Annotated in this window: 17 protein-coding genes, 1 tRNA gene and 1 pseudogene; 10 read left to right on the plus strand and 9 right to left on the minus strand. The window is 60.7% G+C overall.

From position 1 onward, the window contains the following. The first annotated feature begins 27 nt into the window (after positions 1-27). On the plus strand, positions 28-1,527 hold the full coding sequence (gene pyk / locus J2S96_RS00505) for a pyruvate kinase (RefSeq protein WP_306858839.1): 1,500 nt from the start codon (positions 28-30) through the stop codon (positions 1,525-1,527). 215 nt (positions 1,528-1,742) lie between these two features. Here pyk and J2S96_RS00510 read toward each other — a convergent pair whose 3' ends face one another. After that, positions 1,743-2,348, minus strand: coding sequence for an ANTAR domain-containing response regulator (locus J2S96_RS00510; RefSeq protein WP_059389079.1), 606 nt, complete (start codon positions 2,346-2,348; stop codon positions 1,743-1,745). A 196-nt stretch (positions 2,349-2,544) separates the two neighbouring features. On the opposite strand from J2S96_RS00510, the gene J2S96_RS00515 reads away from it, so the two are divergent. Further along, positions 2,545-2,626: transfer RNA gene (locus tag J2S96_RS00515), tRNA-Leu, on the plus strand. An 88-nt stretch (positions 2,627-2,714) separates the two neighbouring features. Beyond that, positions 2,715-3,065 (plus strand): hypothetical protein, encoded by a 351-nt coding sequence (locus tag J2S96_RS00520; protein WP_306858841.1) that lies wholly within the window; start codon positions 2,715-2,717, stop codon positions 3,063-3,065. Position 3,066: 1 nt separating this feature from the next. Here J2S96_RS00520 and J2S96_RS00525 read toward each other — a convergent pair whose 3' ends face one another. Continuing rightward, positions 3,067-3,237 (minus strand): hypothetical protein, encoded by a 171-nt coding sequence (locus J2S96_RS00525; protein ID WP_306858843.1) that lies wholly within the window; start codon positions 3,235-3,237, stop codon positions 3,067-3,069. A gap of 27 nt (positions 3,238-3,264) precedes the next feature. On the opposite strand from J2S96_RS00525, the gene J2S96_RS00530 reads away from it, so the two are divergent. Continuing rightward, entirely contained in the window at positions 3,265-3,528 is a 264-nt protein-coding gene (locus tag J2S96_RS00530) for a hypothetical protein (protein WP_306858845.1), read from the plus strand. A 4-nt stretch (positions 3,529-3,532) separates the two neighbouring features. Continuing rightward, positions 3,533-3,922, plus strand: a complete 390-nt coding sequence (locus tag J2S96_RS00535) for a tyrosine-type recombinase/integrase (RefSeq protein ID WP_306858847.1) — start codon at positions 3,533-3,535, stop codon at positions 3,920-3,922. Here J2S96_RS00535 and J2S96_RS00540 read toward each other — a convergent pair. Then, complete coding sequence (locus tag J2S96_RS00540) at positions 3,846-4,346, minus strand: relaxase domain-containing protein (RefSeq protein WP_306858849.1); 501 nt, start codon at positions 4,344-4,346, stop codon at positions 3,846-3,848. The genes J2S96_RS00535 and J2S96_RS00540 overlap by 77 nt on opposite strands. A gap of 23 nt (positions 4,347-4,369) precedes the next feature. Here J2S96_RS00540 and J2S96_RS00545 point away from each other — a divergent pair, with 23 nt between their 5' ends. Further along, the gene (locus J2S96_RS00545) at positions 4,370-4,531 is read left to right on the plus strand and encodes a hypothetical protein (protein ID WP_306858851.1); all 162 of its coding nucleotides are present in this window, start codon (positions 4,370-4,372) and stop codon (positions 4,529-4,531) included. 947 nt (positions 4,532-5,478) lie between these two features. Here the strand turns inward: J2S96_RS00545 and nirD are convergent. Beyond that, a complete protein-coding gene (gene nirD / locus J2S96_RS00550) occupies positions 5,479-5,844 on the minus strand; it encodes a nitrite reductase small subunit NirD (RefSeq protein WP_306858853.1) in 366 nt (121 codons plus the stop codon). A 296-nt stretch (positions 5,845-6,140) separates the two neighbouring features. Between nirD and nirB the strand changes: the two genes are divergently transcribed. Next, the gene (nirB, locus tag J2S96_RS00555) at positions 6,141-8,759 is read left to right on the plus strand and encodes a nitrite reductase large subunit NirB (protein ID WP_306858855.1); all 2,619 of its coding nucleotides are present in this window, start codon (positions 6,141-6,143) and stop codon (positions 8,757-8,759) included. Positions 8,760-9,744: 985 nt separating this feature from the next. Here nirB and J2S96_RS00560 read toward each other — a convergent pair. Next, positions 9,745-9,894 (minus strand): hypothetical protein, encoded by a 150-nt coding sequence (locus J2S96_RS00560; protein ID WP_306858857.1) that lies wholly within the window; start codon positions 9,892-9,894, stop codon positions 9,745-9,747. Positions 9,895-10,116: 222 nt separating this feature from the next. Beyond that, positions 10,117-10,317, minus strand: a pseudogene (locus tag J2S96_RS00565) (IS3 family transposase); the annotation flags it as partial. 438 nt (positions 10,318-10,755) lie between these two features. On the opposite strand from J2S96_RS00565, the gene J2S96_RS00570 reads away from it, so the two are divergent. Then, positions 10,756-11,331, plus strand: a complete 576-nt coding sequence (locus J2S96_RS00570; RefSeq protein ID WP_306858859.1) for a hypothetical protein — start codon at positions 10,756-10,758, stop codon at positions 11,329-11,331. A 676-nt stretch (positions 11,332-12,007) separates the two neighbouring features. Here the strand turns inward: J2S96_RS00570 and J2S96_RS00575 are convergent. Next, positions 12,008-12,613, minus strand: a complete 606-nt coding sequence (locus J2S96_RS00575; protein WP_306858861.1) for a hypothetical protein — start codon at positions 12,611-12,613, stop codon at positions 12,008-12,010. 716 nt (positions 12,614-13,329) lie between these two features. Here J2S96_RS00575 and J2S96_RS00580 point away from each other — a divergent pair. Beyond that, positions 13,330-13,740: a hypothetical protein gene (locus J2S96_RS00580; protein ID WP_306858863.1), complete on the plus strand. Its 411-nt coding sequence runs from the start codon at positions 13,330-13,332 to the stop codon at positions 13,738-13,740. Between the two features lie 82 nt (positions 13,741-13,822). On the opposite strand, the gene J2S96_RS00585 is transcribed toward J2S96_RS00580, so the two are convergent. Both J2S96_RS00585 and J2S96_RS00590 read right to left on the minus strand, forming a co-directional pair. Then, complete coding sequence (locus J2S96_RS00585; protein ID WP_306858865.1) at positions 13,823-14,005, minus strand: hypothetical protein; 183 nt, start codon at positions 14,003-14,005, stop codon at positions 13,823-13,825. A 239-nt stretch (positions 14,006-14,244) separates the two neighbouring features. Continuing rightward, the gene (locus J2S96_RS00590) at positions 14,245-14,715 is read right to left on the minus strand and encodes a hypothetical protein (protein WP_306858867.1); all 471 of its coding nucleotides are present in this window, start codon (positions 14,713-14,715) and stop codon (positions 14,245-14,247) included. A gap of 311 nt (positions 14,716-15,026) precedes the next feature. Between J2S96_RS00590 and J2S96_RS00595 the strand changes: the two genes are divergently transcribed. Next, positions 15,027-15,458, plus strand: a complete 432-nt coding sequence (locus tag J2S96_RS00595) for a hypothetical protein (protein ID WP_306858869.1) — start codon at positions 15,027-15,029, stop codon at positions 15,456-15,458. Positions 15,459-15,462: the final 4 nt, after the last annotated feature.

The raw sequence follows: 15,462 nt of genomic DNA on the forward strand, positions 1-15,462 counted from the left end.
ACTGCAGCACACTACTAGGGTAGGTATATGAGACGCGCAAAAATCGTGGCAACGTTCGGACCGGCAATTTCCAGCTTTGACAACACCCTCGCGGTGCTGGAAGCCGGCGTCGACGTCGCCCGCATGAACATGAGCCACGGCGACTACTCGGTACACGACAACACGTACGAGAACGTCCGCAAGGCCTCCGCCCAACTCCACAAGCCCGTTGCCATCATGGCCGACTTGCAGGGCCCGAAGATCCGTTTGGGCCGATTTGTCGACGGCCCCCACGAGCTCGCCGTCGGTGACACTTTCACCATCACCACCGAGGACGTTCCGGGTACCAAGGACATCTGCTCCACCACCCTCAAGAGCCTGACGGAAGACGTGAACGTCGGGGATGCCCTGCTGATCGACGACGGCAAGGTTGCACTGCGCGCCATCGAGGTTGACGACGTCAAGGTGGTCGCCACGGTGACCGTCGGCGGCTGGGTCTCCAACAACAAGGGCATCAACCTGCCCGGCGTTGCCGTCAACGTCCCCGCGCTGAGCGAAAAGGACGAGGACGATCTCCGCTGGGCCCTGAAGCGCGGTGTCGACCTGGTGGCACTGTCCTTCGTCCGTGATGCGTCCGACATCAAGCGCGTGCACGAAATCATGGACGAAGAGGGCCGTCGCGTCCCGGTGATCGCCAAGATCGAGAAGCCGCAGGCAGTGGACCAGCTCCACGAAATCATCGACGCCTTCGACGCCATCATGGTTGCCCGTGGCGACCTCGGCGTGGAACTCCCGCTCGAGGAAGTGCCGATTGTCCAGAAGCGCGCCATTGAACTGGCCCGCCGCTGGGCCAAGCCGGTCATCGTGGCCACGCAGGTTCTTGAATCGATGATCGACAACCCGCGCCCGACCCGTGCCGAGGCTTCGGACTGCGCCAACGCAGTGCTCGACGGCGCAGACGCGGTGATGCTCTCCGGCGAGACAAGCGTAGGCAAGTACCCGATCGAGACGGTCAAGACCATGGCCCGGATCATCGAGTCCACCGAAGAACACGGTCTTGAGCGCGTTCCCCCGCTCGGTACCAAGCCCAAGACCCGCGGTGGCGCCATCACGCGTGCCGCCGTCGAAATCGCCGACCAGCTGGACGCAAAGTACATCTGTACCTTCACCCAGTCCGGTGACTCGGCCCGCCGCCTGTCCCGCCTGCGGCCCGTCAAGCCGGTGTTCGCTTTCACGCCGCTGGAGCACGTCTGGAACCAGCTGGCGCTGACCTGGGGCATCCAGCCGGTCCTGGTCCCCATGGTGGGCCACACTGACGCCATGACGGCGCAGGTGGACCGCAGCCTCCTGGAGATGAACATCGTGGAGAACGGTGACCTCGTGGTCATCGCTGCCGGTTCGCCTCCCGGACAGGCCGGGTCCACGAACTCGCTCAAGGTCCACAGGGTGGGCGACCTCGCGGACACTTCCCGCATGGAAGAGGCCGCAGCCCGCAAGGAAAAGGTCGGACCGTGGCCGGAAAAGAAGAAGGCCAAGTCGAAGGCCTGATCTCCTTAGCGCCGTTCAAGGGGCTCCGCCGTTTTGAACTGCTCCCCGAAAGTTGGACTGAGAAATCAGTTCTGACTTTCGGGGAGCACTTCAGTTTGCGGGGCCCCCTTTTTTGGCTTTACGGTTCGTGGCCGGCGGCGCTCCGAAAGCGACGAAGGCGCCGCTTCCCGGGGGAAGCGGCGCCTTCGCGGGGGAGTGCTAGTTGACCTGGTTTGCTAGTTGACCTGGTTGATGATGGTCTCGGCGACCTCGCGCATGCTGAGGCGGCGGTCCATGGAGGTCTTCTGGATCCAACGGAATGCTTCAGGCTCCGTGAGGCCCATCTTCGTGGTCAGGAGGCTCTTGGCCCGCTCCACGAGCTTGCGCGTGGCGAACTGCTCCTGAAGGTCGGTCACCTCGCTCTCGAGGGCCCTGATCTCTTCATGGCGGGAAAGAGCGATTTCGATAGCCGGGATCAGGTCGGCCGGGGTGAAAGGCTTGACGACGTAGGCCATGGCCCCGGCGTCGCGGGCGCGCTCCACGAGCTCCTTCTGGCTGAACGCCGTCAGCAGGACCACGGGGGCGATCCTCGCCTTGACGATCTTCTCCGCAGCGGAGATGCCGTCCATGACGGGCATCTTGACGTCCATGAGGACCAGATCCGGCTTCAGTTCCTCGGCCAGCTGGACAGCCTTCTCACCGTTGTCGGCCTCACCGACAACGTCGTAGCCTTCGCCCTTCAAGATCTCGATGATGTCCAGACGGATGAGGGTCTCATCCTCTGCGACAACTACTCGGCGTGCCGGCTGGGATGCGGGCTTGGACTCCGTCTGTTCTGACACGGGATCTCCTTGAAGACGTACGGCGGGTTCTCAACCATCTTAGTTGCACCCGGTCCCTGCGTATGATTTATTGCTCGGCCGAGCCGGTTCTGGAAAATAGCCTATCTGCATGTAGAGTAGTTTCGCGCACTGCAACAGGAAGCGTTGAGTTCTGCGAAGGCCTCGACGTCGGTTAGTCTTGTTTCGGTGTTTCCGCGCCCGAGTGGCGGAATTGGCAGACGCGCCGCACTCAAAATGCGGTATCGAAAGGTGTGTGGGTTCGAGTCCCACCTCGGGCACAGTGTTACCGCAGGTCAGAAGGGTTTTAGGCTTCTGAGTGTGCACAAAAACTCGTTTTGTGTGCACACGAAGCCTAGAATTCTTGCAATGGCCAGCATTTGGGAGCGCAAAAAATCTGACGGATCGACTTCGTTCACGGTCCGCTGGCGCAACCCCGAGACGCGTAAGCAAGAAGGAATCACCTTCTCCACGGCGTCCGAAGCAGAGACCCTCAAGCGGCTGCTGGATGCAAACAACCAGTCCTTTGAAATCGCCCAGCGCGCGATGGTCAAGAACCAAACCAAAGCGCCCACCGTCGCCGCCGTTATCCAGGAACATATTGACCTTTTGGTGCGACCTTCTGTCGGCACGGTCCACACATACCAAACGATGCTGAAGCTGCACATCGCTGATGTCATCGGTCACATTCCGTGGACAAGCTGGACTACCGGCATTTGACCTACTGGATCAAGACGATGCAGGCAAAGGGTAGGTCTCCGAAGACGATCAAGAACAACCATGGATTGATCTTTTCGGCCATGGAGACGGCGGTGATGAGGACAATCCTTGCCGTGGGGTCCAGCTCCCCTCGGGCGAGAAGGCCGAGGATGAAGCAAGGTTCCTGACCCACGCCGAGTTCGGGTTGATTCTTGAGGGCATGGGGGAGCGGTACAAGGCTTTCACCGAGTTCTTGGTGATGACTGGAACGCGGTTTGGAGAGGCAACAGCCGTGACCGTCGCCGACGTCGATCTGATGTCCAAGCCTGCCCCCATGCGCGTTAACAAAGCGTGGAAGCGCGGCGCTGACTCCAAGTACTACATCGGCGCGACCAAGACTGGCGCAGGGAAACGGACGGTCTCGTTGAATCCTCAATTGGTGGAGATCCTGATTCCCCTCGTGGCCAGCCGACCCGGTTCCTGACCTCTTGTTCACGACGCCCAAGGGTGGGCGCATAGTTCACAAGCTGTACTGGCATCATTACTGGGTTCCCGCGGTTGAGGCCGCACAGGCCCGTGGTTTGAAGAAGGCACCTCGAATCCACGCCCTGCGGCATACACATGCTTCCTGGCTGATTCAGGAGGGCGTCTCTTTGTTCACAGTTTCGAGGCGTCTCGGGCATGCATCGACTCGGACAACTGAGCAGGTTTATGGCCACCTCATGCCCAGGCGCTGCAGGATGCCCGGATGCTGTCGAGCGATCGTCGATTGCGTGGCGAGCCTAAGGGCGTCTGTCGATGCTACGAGATCCTCTGTTGTGATCGGGCTCGTGTCCCGATCATTCTCGGCGTGGACGTTGGTGTCGCAGTTGCCCTGACCTCGCGCATCTCGGCAATCTCCTTTAGGTGGCCGGACGTGAATATGATCTTGCCCTTTCCCCAGACGACATGCGGGAACTCGCCCTTTGTCGCGCCCTCCCGAAGCCATGCCAGCATTTCGGTTTGGCCTTGTTTCGTTTCGACGACGGTCGGCTGGCCGTGCGGACGACCTAGGGGAGCGCCGGTGTCCAGATGGGTAACGTGGTCGAAGATCGCTTTCGCGTCGGTTTCGGTGACCGGTTCTCTGGACGTTCGATTGACGCCGGTGGGACCTTTGCCGAGCCAATAGCCTTGGGGTGTCCCGGCCTTCACATAGTAGGCGGTTGCGTTTAGGGGAGCGGGGGAGACATCGTCCATCATCGTGGTCTTGAAGAGGTACTTTAGGCCCGACTGGGCGGAGAGTCGGGCGATCGACATGGTCATGGCTGGAGTGTGGGGGATTTTTGGTGCGAGTGCGTCCATCCGCGACGGCGGAGGATGTCTATTGTTGGGTTGTCGAGTCCGATGTTCGTTACCTGGCTTACGGAAACAAGCCGGCCGGCAACGTGGGCGACGTCTTCGATATTGGATCGCTGGGCCCGTTTGAGGCCGGCGATTTCTCCTTTTAGCCGATCTAAGCGAGCCTGCTGCTCGGCGTAGACCCTTTTGAACCGTTCGAGTTCCGACGACTGCGATCGCAGGGCCGTTTGGAGGGTGTCGATGGTTTGCTGAAGCTGCCTAGTCCTCGGATCGGATGGCCGATTCACGGCACCTCTGCTTGACGCAGTTCTGCGGACGTCACTGGTTTCAGCAGGTTCTGCGGCGCTCGTTGGCGAGGCTCGAAGGTCAGATTCTCTCACCTTCATCCGTGGGCGCCGGTGACGGTCCCGATGCCGATTGGCGCACCGTGATGCGCAGAGTCGCTGCGCTTTCCGAGAAGGTTCGAAACCGGCGCCACATTCCCCACAAACTCTCCCACTCGCGTTCGTTCATCGAAACCGAGTCTCTCGACGACATGACTCGCCGTGAGCTAGAACCCAAGGTGTGGCCTTGGATGCAAGAGGTGTAAATGAGACGCGGTTGATGCGGGAGTTCCTTGCGCGAGCGGAGGGAGGTGAGTCGTTGAGCTCCTTGGTGACGCCGTCTCACATGTGCAGGTCAGCGAGTGGAGTTGGTATGGCACGGAATCCGTGGCCCCAAACACATCGTGGCCGGTGACCTGGCTGCCTGCGCAACGAGAGAGTCACCTACGTGGGGCCGATTCACTGTTGATCAACGGGATCTCACGGGCCCCACACCGTCTGAGGTTCTTACTCGTGGAGGCTTCTCGGCAGAGAAGCCCTCTCCAAGTAAAAAAGGGTCCGGTTGAAATCGGAGACCGTCGACCGCCGGTGTCAGAACATCGTCCACGCCCCACCGCAAGCGGCATAGGACCCCCGCCCACCCGCCGGAAACGGCCAAAACCATCGGGTGGAACACCACCGGCAGCAGGGCCCGCGATCCGCCATGCCCGGACCAGAATCCCCTGCCGGCCCGACCATCAACCAAAACCGGCCACGGATCGGTGGAACAAGGCTTAGACCGTGACCTCCAGGAATCCGTCGACAAGGCGGGTGCTGTAAGTTGCCAGCCGAAGTTCGGGGTTGGTGAAGCACTCGCCGGTTTCCAGGTCGTAGACCTCCTTGTGCAGGGGCGATGCGACAGTGGGGCGGCTGCCGCGGGATCCGACAATTCCACGTGCCATGACGTTGGATAGTGTCGCGGGGTCCTGCTGCGTCACCGCGAGGACCTGATCCGGCCCGGTGCGGAACAGCGCCACCTGATGACCGGCGATCAAGGCCGCTTCGCCCCATGCGGGTTCTAGTTCGTCGACTGCGCAGACCCGGTGCCAATCGGACGCCGTCGTCGCGCTCAGATTTTCCTGATCCAGAATTACCGTCACTTCAGCCCCTATCGCTTTGACTACCGATCGGCGGATCCATTTCCACCATCCGGCACGGCCGGTTTGCGGCCACATATCCAAGCTAGGCCGGGCATGTTTCGCCGGAACGCAATCAATGTGTCCCGTTCGTAAAGGACACCTCACGTCGCCAAACATCTCACCGTGATGCGGAAGTTAACGTGATTCGGAAGTTAAGTTGCCGAAACACAAGGGAAACTGATGCGAAACTGCCCCTCCATACGCTGAAATGACAAGTCGCGGAGGACGGTTCTGCGGCGTATGCGAAAGGCCGCCCAGTGACCGGACAGACTCCTACCCCACAAAACCCACGCCGTATTGTTGTCGCCGGTGGCGGCCCTGCAGCCCACCGTTTTGCCGACGCTATGCACACTCGTGGCCTTGAGGGCTGGCACATCACGGTCCTGACCGAAGAGACGCACCTCCCTTATGACCGCGTCGCGCTGAGCAAGGCCCTCACCGAAATGGACTACGACCTCACCTTGGGTGACGCGTCCATGTGGCAGCACAATGCCCTGGACCTTCGCACTGGTGAGCGCGTAGTCAAGATCAACGCAGAAGCCAAGACTGTGGAAACCGCGGCCGGCACCACCTTCCCCTATGACGACTTGGTGGTCGCAACAGGCTCGAATGCCGCCCGCTTGCCCATCCCTGGCGCCGAGCACACCCATGTCTACCGCACTCTCGAAGATGTATGGGCCATCAACAAGGCCATCACCGAACTCACCGAAAAGCTCGGCCGCCGGATCAACGCCGTCACGATCGGTGGCGGCCTCCTCGGCCTCGAGTCGGCGGCCGGCACGGAACGCCTGGGCGCCCGCCCGATCGTCATCGACGGCGCCTCGTGGCTAATGGCCACCCAGTTGGACGAAGGAGCCGGCCAGGCAATGGGCCGGCTCATCAAGGCCAAGGGCTTCGAAGTCCACGGCGGCGTGTTCCCCTCTGAAGTACTGTCCGACGACGACGGCCAGGTCACCGGCGTCCTCATGGCCGACGGCCGCATCATCGACGCCGACCTCGTGATCGTGGCGATCGGCGTAAGGCCGCGCGACGAACTTTTCCGTGCGGCCGAAGGCGAGGAACAGCTCTTTTCACTCGGGCCGCGCGGCGGCGTGGTCATTTCCGACGGCTGCGAAACCGAGATTCCCGGCATCTACGCAATTGGCGAAGTAGCCAACTTCAACGGCATGTGCCTCGGGCTGGTGGCCCCGGCGAACACGATGGCCGAGATCGTCGCGGACCGACTGCACGGCGGGCAAGCGACATTCCCCGGCTTCGACACGGCCACGAAACTCAAGCTCTCCGGCGTGGACGTGGCCAGCTTCGGCGATGGGTTCGCCAAGACCGAACACTCCCTCGAGATTGTCTATGCGGACCCTGCGCGGGGCGTGTACCAGAAGATCGTGACCACCGATGATGCGAAGACCCTCCTGGGCGGCATCTTCGTCGGCGACGCGACCCCGTACATGAGCCTGCGCCCGCTCCTCGGCCGCGAGCTTCCGGCAGAGCCCGGCGCCTACCTCACCGCCGCAGGCGGTGGGGACGCCCCCGAGACCGAACTGCCCGACGACGCGATCCTGTGCTCCTGCAACAACGTCGCCGCGGGGTCCATCCGCGACGCGATCAACGGCTGCGGTTCCTGCGAGGGCAACGCGCCCGTTCAGGAACTGGGCGAACTGAAGGCCTGCACCCGTGCGGGCACGCAGTGTGGTTCCTGTGTGCCGATGCTCAAAAAGCTCCTCGAAGGCGAGCTGAAGAAGTCCGGCATCGAGGTCTCCAAAGCCCTCTGCGAGCACTTCGAACTCTCCCGCCAGGAACTCTTCGACGCCATCCGTGTGCTCCAACTGGACTCCTTCGAAGAGATCCTCGCCAAATACGGCACGGGGGCTGGCTGCGACATCTGCAAACCCACGATCGCCTCCATCCTCGCCTCGCAGCATTCTGCCTACGTGCTCGACGACGGCCGGGGCGCCTTGCAGGACACCAACGATCGGGCGCTGGCGAATATGCAAAAGGACGGCACCTACTCGGTGGTTCCCCGCATCGCGGGCGGGGAGATCACTCCTGACAAACTCGTCATTATCGGAACCGTCGCCAAGAAGTACGGCCTCTACACGAAGATCACCGGCGGGCAGCGCATCGACATGTTCGGTGCCCGCCTCGAACAGCTCCCGGAGATCTGGAAGGAACTCGTGGACGCCGGCTTCGAGTCCGGCCAGGCCTACGGCAAGAGCCTTCGTACTGTGAAGTCCTGCGTCGGATCCACGTGGTGCCGCTTTGGCGTCCAGGACTCGGTGGCCATGGCCATCAACCTCGAGTTGCGCTACCGCGGCCTGCGCAGCCCCCACAAACTCAAAATGGGCGTCTCCGGCTGCGCCCGCGAATGCGCCGAAGCACGCGGAAAAGATGTCGGCGTCATCGCCACGGACAAAGGCTGGAACCTCTACGTCGGCGGCAACGGCGGCTTCCTCCCCGCCCACGCCCAACTCCTCGCCCAAGACCTGGATGACGACACCTTGATCAAGTACATCGACCGCTACCTCATGTACTACATCCGCACTGCCGACCGCCTCCAGCGCACCGCCCGCTGGCAGGAAGAGCTCAACGGCGGACTCAAGCACATCGAAGACGTCATCATCCACGACTCCCTGGGCATCGCCAGCGACCTCGAAGCCGCGATGGCGCGCCACATCGACAGCTACCAGGACGAATGGGCCGAGACCCTCAAGGATCCCGAACGCCTGCGCCGCTTCCGGTCGTTCGTGAATGCCCCCGACCAGAAGGACGAGGCCATTTCTTTCGTCCCGGAACGCGGCCAGATCCGTCCCGCCACCGCCGAGGAAAAAAGCCGAGTCCTCATCGCCAGCACCATCCCCGTTCGCGGAAGCGAGGACTAAGCCTTGATCCACCGATCCTGATCGGGGGTCCGACGGCGGTTCAACCGAGAATGCCCTACTTTTCAAGGAAAATGGAACTTGTCCAAACCGCATTGACCACCGAAATTGGGTGCGCTCGGGGGAAGTTTCCCGCGAGCGGTCCGCTGTGTCCGTTTCCTTTGATGAGCCGAACCTCGTGTCGGCTGCCGGGCTGCTCCCGGTGATGACGGAATCGTGGCAATGGCGGCCAGATTGATCTGAAGTGACCAGAAGATCCTTGAACGGCCCAGTAGGTGGACCTAAGCGTTCGTTTCTGCGTCGCGAATTCCGGCGAAGTCCAGCGTTGAGTTACCTCGGCATGCCGCCACATCAGGCGAGTTTTCAACTGACGCCCCAACGTTTGGGCGGCGGGTAGACGAATCTCGCGATCGTCGTCATCACCCATTTGCCCAATATCGGCCGCGAGGTGTAAACACGTGCATGAGAACCGTGGCCCAGGCTGCGGTCAACCTGAGCTGTAGATCCGATAGCTCCTGAATCGAGACATCGCTCACGTCCCGGCGTTGAGGTGTGCTTCAACCTGACGTCGTCGCAAGTCAGAGCCTCGCGGCGTGGTCTCGTTTGTTATTGGTTGTGAAAGCGTACGGGTCCTGGAGCGCGGCCGTGAACTTTCTGGGGGTATCCGTGGTTTGGGGCCGGGCCGTGCGCGGGAGTGCACGACCCCATCGAGCTGCTCGAGATCCTTCTCTCCTTCGCAGCAATCCGCCGGTCGTGATTGCCGTGGATTTGAGATCGCGGTAGAAGCATCCGCGACAGCGGACGACATGAAGGCAGGCCAGCGGGAGTGAGAGTCCTCCGTCGTTGCTCGCCGTTTTGCCGGCCTGGGCGACAGCATACGGAAAGGGCGAATTTCACGAGGGGAGCTAATATCGGCAGATAACGAGACCAAGACTGCCAGTCGTGTGCGGATCTTGCTTATACCGCAAGTCTCGCTCGGGTGTCTGGTCTAGTCTTCGTCGTGCCACCAGCCTTCCCAAGCGTTGGAGGTCAGTTGACCCGTCGGAAAACTGGCGGCGGTGTTGTCGCCATCGAACTGGGGATCCGGCCCGATTCGGCCTGAACAAAGAAAGAGAGTGAAGCTGTTCAATAACGACATCGGCGTCCTTCCGGTTATCGGGTGGACGGCTCTGTCCACCCGATAACGAGGGTAGCGTCGAGATGTTTCGAAGCTGCGACGTGAGGTTTCGGTTTTGTATCTGGGATCTATCGTCGATCGGCAAACGCCAGGAGTGTGGTTCAGCCAATGCAGAGTCCGGAGCACCGACCTTACGCTGCATGTCCGAGTACTTGTCCCCCTGTCGAGGCCGGCATCAGACGGGCTACGCTTCTTCAGCTCCCGCATCTCGGCCGACTCCGCCGCCGGTCCCGTCCCGATTTCCTTGCGCTCTGCGATAGCGACCCACCGCTTCGGCGTCGTGACCGAGAGCCCGAAATCCTCGCGATCTGCGCCAAGAGCGCCTCGCCCTTGCGGGCCACATCAATAACATCCTGGCGGAACTCCGCCCCAGGCCGTGGGCATGGTCAACATCCTTCCACGAGCATCAGCTCGCTAGGTCAAGGAGTCAACGAAACCGGGGGCAGTCCCGTTTTTTCCGGGCTCATCCTGATGCTTGCCGGTTACTACACAGGGAAACGCGAAGCTTAATTCCAAAACAGACCATCACTTCATGGGATGGAACAGAGAAACTGCCAAGCCGAGTGGCCACACGCTCCGGACCCGTGATCTCCGGGCCGGTAAACGATACGTTTACGACACAGTAGCGGGAATCCGTAGGGCGGCGGCCCGCGCGGATCAATTTATTCCCTCGAGGTTTTGGAACTCTCTTCACCGGCGCTGCTTGGGGACGCCGAGGTCCGGAAGCTGAGCTACTTGTTGGCTTCTTGCTCATGCTGAGAGGTAATAGGCTTTGTCCAGACTCAGCTGGCGGCATCTCCATCGGTGGAATAGGAGAGTGAAATGGCCAAGGGCAGCCCATGGGACAGGTGGCAAGCCTTTCTGCGACGGGCTCCTCTGTGGACCGTCGCCTTGATCGGCGCCTGCTTCTGGACTGCCGTAATGTTGGGCAAAGACGCCCTGCAGGGTAAGCCGATCACGTTGGGTGGGGCTGCAGCAACCGGAATTGTCGGGCTTCTGTTTGGTGGCGGCCTCATCTTGGTGTTCACATGGCGACGAAGGATGGATCGAAGACAGCCAGCTGGATCACCCACGCCAAGTAATCTTCAGCGCGCTATTTCCACCGGTCAGCTGCCCGCTCAGGCATCGACTTGGATGTGGCTGCCCGAACTGAACAAAATAGTTCGGCAAGAGCGCTCTTTGGTCTGGGTTGTCCCGCCAGTGTGCGGCGTGTTCTCGGTGCTGGGCGTGGTCATCGTTTTCGACGATCTTAATCATCCGTGGTTCGGTGCCCTGATCGCTGCCTTATTCCTTGCCGCCGCTATCTGCTTCCCCCTTTGGGCCGGACGCCGACGGACGCGAATTGAAGCCTTGATGGCACACTTGCCAGGAGAACCGGAGCGACCAACTGAGGAGTGAAGCCTCAGCTATTTCGCCCGAGGAATGTGCCGTGGAGAGCAGACGGAAGGCAGGGCTAGCCTGCTATTCGGAAGCTTAGCCCGACCGACGCATGGCGGGTCGGCGCCGCCCGTATGCCTATCCCTCATCGGACGGCGCTGGGTAGGTGTGTGGCGGCATGGGGGCCACCCGGGCGGCCCTCTGCACGGCGCAGCCTTATGGCAGGCAAGAATAGAGCCTAGGCTGACGTCCGTGGAGGACACCGATAACGGCATTTTTGATCGGGCACTGCGATACGAGTTCATCGGGGGTGGCTACAGCAACTACCGGTTTCAAGCCGGCACTCCCTGGATCCGCCTCGTCGTCACCCCGGAGCAGCTGGAGTTTCACGGCCGCGGCCTGAACCTGTTCCGTATCGGCCCTTGGATTGTGCCGCGGAGCGAGGTCAAGGAGGTCTTCTCCAAGCGCCGGCGGCGCCTGCTCCCACGATCATCTGGGAGGTCGAGATCGTCACCACCGACCCCAGTGTGTGGTTTACCTTCTGGTCGCCCCACGATTTCGGCCCGGTCCTCCTCTCGATGGAGGAGTGCGGCTATCCCGTCGACTGGACCCCGCACAACTGGGCAGGCATGCCGATCGAGTGGCCGGGCGAAGCTTTCGTCACAACCTCGTCTCGCTTTCCAGGCCGCCCCCTTACTCAGGCGCGCCTCGTTTCCTCCGTTGGATAGAGTCCGACTGACTTCAGTCCTGTTGCAGAACCTGCGACTTCAAGCACACCCGTTTCCGTCTTCAAATACACGACGGTGTGGTCGCGACGGCCCCGGCCCAGATACCAAGGCGGGGTAGCCGGGGTCCGCAGTCCTCCCGTTAAGGATTCTATATTGGGCAGAGACAGGCTCTCGCCTACTGGTGTACCGGTGAAGGCTGCCACGGGTTGAAAGATAAGGGCGCCGCCCCTCACGGTTGCGCATCCAGTAATCCACCCACGCTTATCAGCAGGTGCCGGTGGGGAGTAGCCAGAGGGCAGCGACTTGGGGCCCGGCCGAAGGCTGCATTCAACCATTCCTCTATCAAGGTTTTGGGCAACTCTCCGTTTCTTCAGCGGGCTGACCAGCAAGCCGATCACAAGATAGACCACGAATGCGGCCGGGAATAGAGCCGATAGATACAGCGGAGACGTCCGCAATGCCTGCCAGGGGATTGTCACTATGACAACAATCAACAGACTGACGAAGATTCCAGCAAGGTCGTAGGTCTTTTCCATCCAGGTTCGAGGCGCCGGTTCAAGTTTTTCAACAGCCATCGGGGCTCCCGTCCCTAGAAACCAGTGCGGAAAATCTCGCCTAGCTGTTTCTCAACTGCCCAAGCCTTTTCAAATCGTCCAAAGGCTCCGACCATGCAACCAGGCTCTTTTGCCCTGACGCTAAACCGGGCCACGTGACTGTGCAATATCCTTGACCAAATCCTTGGATAACAATGCCCGGTACATCGGTACCGGCCGGTTAGCGATCCTTCAACGGACGGGTGAGAAGAGCGCCAACTGGGGCAGCAACAGGGGACCGTGGTGCGATGGCTTGTAATGACCGGGATGAATGTGACGCCCCGAGGAGTGGGCAGGCAGGGCTTTAAGCCGCTTCACATTGCGCTTGAACTGAGGAGCCTGAAGGGGCTGTGAGTGAAGTGTTGGTTTAGTCTTTGACGGAGCAGGTCACGAATCGTGTTCTGGTCTGCAGCGGGGCAACGTAGAGGATTGTGTGGGGGGCTGGCATGCGTAGGGCAAATCAGAAAGCTCGGATGATAGGGGCCGCCGCCCTTTTGGCGGCGTCGGCAATGCTGTTGGCATCATGTTCCTATTCAGCCCCGGCGGCGTCCCAGGCTAGCTCTAGTGCTTCCTCTGTAGCCGGGGCCAGCGCGGCCGGGGTCCACACGGCTATCACCCCGGGCAACGATAAACGCAACATCCGCTGTTATTACCGCGCCGACCTGACCACCACATATCCCGTCAAAGAAGACCCTAAAGTGACCATGCCGCCGTACATCACCACGGGGATCTACGTGACAGGGTTCGACGCGAAGAATAACCCCAACCCTGGTGACCCGAATGCCGGAATGCAGCAGGTCGCTGATCCCATCCTCCAATGCAGCCGCAGCTGGGATTTGGGAACGATGAACCCTCAGGGAATCACGGACGACCTCATCCCGCCCGGTTTCGTCCAAACCACGCCCGCGGCCGACCCCAGCAAGTCAAGCGACAGCGGAATGCCAAGCGGTAAGTACGGCAATCCACTCGGCGGCCCTGCCGGGCCAAATAAGCTCATCGGCCACTACGTCCCGCAGCTGACCGCGTGTGTCGTCGACAACAGCGTTGCCGTCATCCCCGGAGGACCCGACATCTGCGCCCACCTCGGAATCCCCACCCTCGAGCAATAAAAGAGACCCGTCCGGCAAAGGATCCCTTATCGAACGCAGGAGAGCTCGTTAGGCCACGGCTTGCGGGCGTCGGCCTGAGAGGCTATTTCCAGCTTGTGCGCTTGCCGATGAAGTAGCCGCAAATCATCACGCCGACGCCGCAGAGCATGATGGAGTAGGCCCAAGCGTTGTTGGAAGGTGTATACCGCAAGACCAACATGGTCCCCACGAGAGCGTTCAGCGACCCCACGCAGAGAAGTGCAATACCAAGCCATCTAGGCGTCATACGGCCCATCCTAAAGTTTGCTCATCTGAAGGGACAGTGGGCCCGCTGCAAGCCCCAAGTAACCAGTAGGTAAGAACAAGGGGCAGGAACCACAGTAAAGCCACGCGTCCTCGGTAGCTGCTGTCCGACTGTGGTCTCGGAATTTCGAAACTGCCGCGCCGAGTGCTTTCCAAGTCGGATTAAGGGGCTCTTGTCGGACATCGTTCCTCTTCCCTTCCAAAAGATGACAACGGCGCGTTTTAGCGCTTCCGGTCATCCGAAAAGTGGCCTATGTACGAGGTTCCGTGCTGTGCAGGGGCGGAAGAGACTGGAATCTTCCGGGGACGCACGCGGCGATGCGACACATAGAAGTCCTTAGGTACCTTGCGCGATATGAGGGCCAGGACTATGACCGAGAGAGACGCCGAGAGCGCGTAGGCGACGCATGCGATCACAGACAATTTGCTCCCAAACGTAAGGAGCGCCGCCGCAGCCGCAGCAATGGTCAGGATTCCCAGGGCTCTTGTAAGGGTCCTGGCCCACTTCCGTCCCTGCCAGTTTTTCCAGCTCATCCAGGAAACCAACAGAGCCACCACGATAGCGAGACCCACCTGACCCGTCTGCGCCACGGGCAACGCACCAGGGACAACTTCATGCCCCTCATGACCCACTCGGCCCATAAAGAGCTGGATGACGCCAAGTACCAGTGCGATCACGGATCCGGTAGCCATCACAGAGCAAGCCATGAGGACGTTGACAGGGATTGGGGGCCTGCTCGCTAACTGGTTGGACATAAAACCCCGTTCCATCGCCATGGGTGCCACCGGATTGTCTACTGCTCAGGCCCACGTTAGTCGATATGGCAAAGTCCAGCTCCGGTCCTGTCGGTGTCCGGCAAAGGATCCCGCACCGGACGCCGCACGCACCAGGACCTTCCGGTTGGAGTTGATTTTGTCGATGACTACGCCGCAGAAACAAGTCTCGCTTCAGCCTCGGATAGGGTAAGGATTTCAAACTGTTTGGGGGAACATTGAAATACCACATGCTGAAAGCAGCCACCGCAACTGCGGCCCTGCTGGCACTGACCGGGTGCTCCAGCTACTCGGGAATTGCTGCCGTGCAAAGGACGGCGGAAGCCAAAGACGATCTTCCCGCCGAAATCGGCCGAGTGAATCCGCAACTGCCCTCCGGTATCCGACTCCTCACTGAAGATGCCGGGGTCAAGTACTACGCGGCAGAAAGCTCCGACCACACCACTGCTTGCATTGCCGTCTATCCGATCGACAAGCCCGACCAATGGTTCACAGGCTGTAGTGACGGGATTGATAGTGACCGTGAAATTGTCACTATAAGCCACATCGGCCAGCCCACGGTGAAGCTGGTGACAACCGGTTTCGATACTCGAGCTCTTGAATCGGATGGCTGGCGCAAAGTTCACGACAATGTTCTGGTCGGCGTGGTGACCCGCCCGTAAGACA

Origin of the sequence: Arthrobacter bambusae (assembly GCF_030812595.1) — a bacterium.
In the GTDB taxonomy this organism is placed as follows: Bacteria; Actinomycetota; Actinomycetes; order Actinomycetales; family Micrococcaceae; genus Arthrobacter; species Arthrobacter bambusae_B.

What these genes read in the sequence shown, in the direction of transcription:
- pyk (WP_306858839.1), top strand. Translation starts at nt 28, where the DNA reads ATGAGACGCGCAAAAATCGTGGCAACGTTCGGACCGGCAATTTCCAGC.
- J2S96_RS00520 (WP_306858841.1), top strand. Translation starts at nt 2,715, where the DNA reads ATGGCCAGCATTTGGGAGCGCAAAAAATCTGACGGATCGACTTCGTTC.
- J2S96_RS00530 (WP_306858845.1), top strand. Translation starts at nt 3,265, where the DNA reads ATGGGGGAGCGGTACAAGGCTTTCACCGAGTTCTTGGTGATGACTGGA.
- J2S96_RS00540 (WP_306858849.1), bottom strand. Translation starts at nt 4,346, where the DNA reads ATGACCATGTCGATCGCCCGACTCTCCGCCCAGTCGGGCCTAAAGTAC.
- J2S96_RS00560 (WP_306858857.1), bottom strand. Translation starts at nt 9,894, where the DNA reads ATGTCGTTATTGAACAGCTTCACTCTCTTTCTTTGTTCAGGCCGAATC.
- J2S96_RS00570 (WP_306858859.1), top strand. Translation starts at nt 10,756, where the DNA reads ATGGCCAAGGGCAGCCCATGGGACAGGTGGCAAGCCTTTCTGCGACGG.
- J2S96_RS00575 (WP_306858861.1), bottom strand. Translation starts at nt 12,613, where the DNA reads ATGGCTGTTGAAAAACTTGAACCGGCGCCTCGAACCTGGATGGAAAAG.
- J2S96_RS00585 (WP_306858865.1), bottom strand. Translation starts at nt 14,005, where the DNA reads ATGACGCCTAGATGGCTTGGTATTGCACTTCTCTGCGTGGGGTCGCTG.
- J2S96_RS00590 (WP_306858867.1), bottom strand. Translation starts at nt 14,715, where the DNA reads ATGGCTACCGGATCCGTGATCGCACTGGTACTTGGCGTCATCCAGCTC.
- J2S96_RS00595 (WP_306858869.1), top strand. Translation starts at nt 15,027, where the DNA reads ATGCTGAAAGCAGCCACCGCAACTGCGGCCCTGCTGGCACTGACCGGG.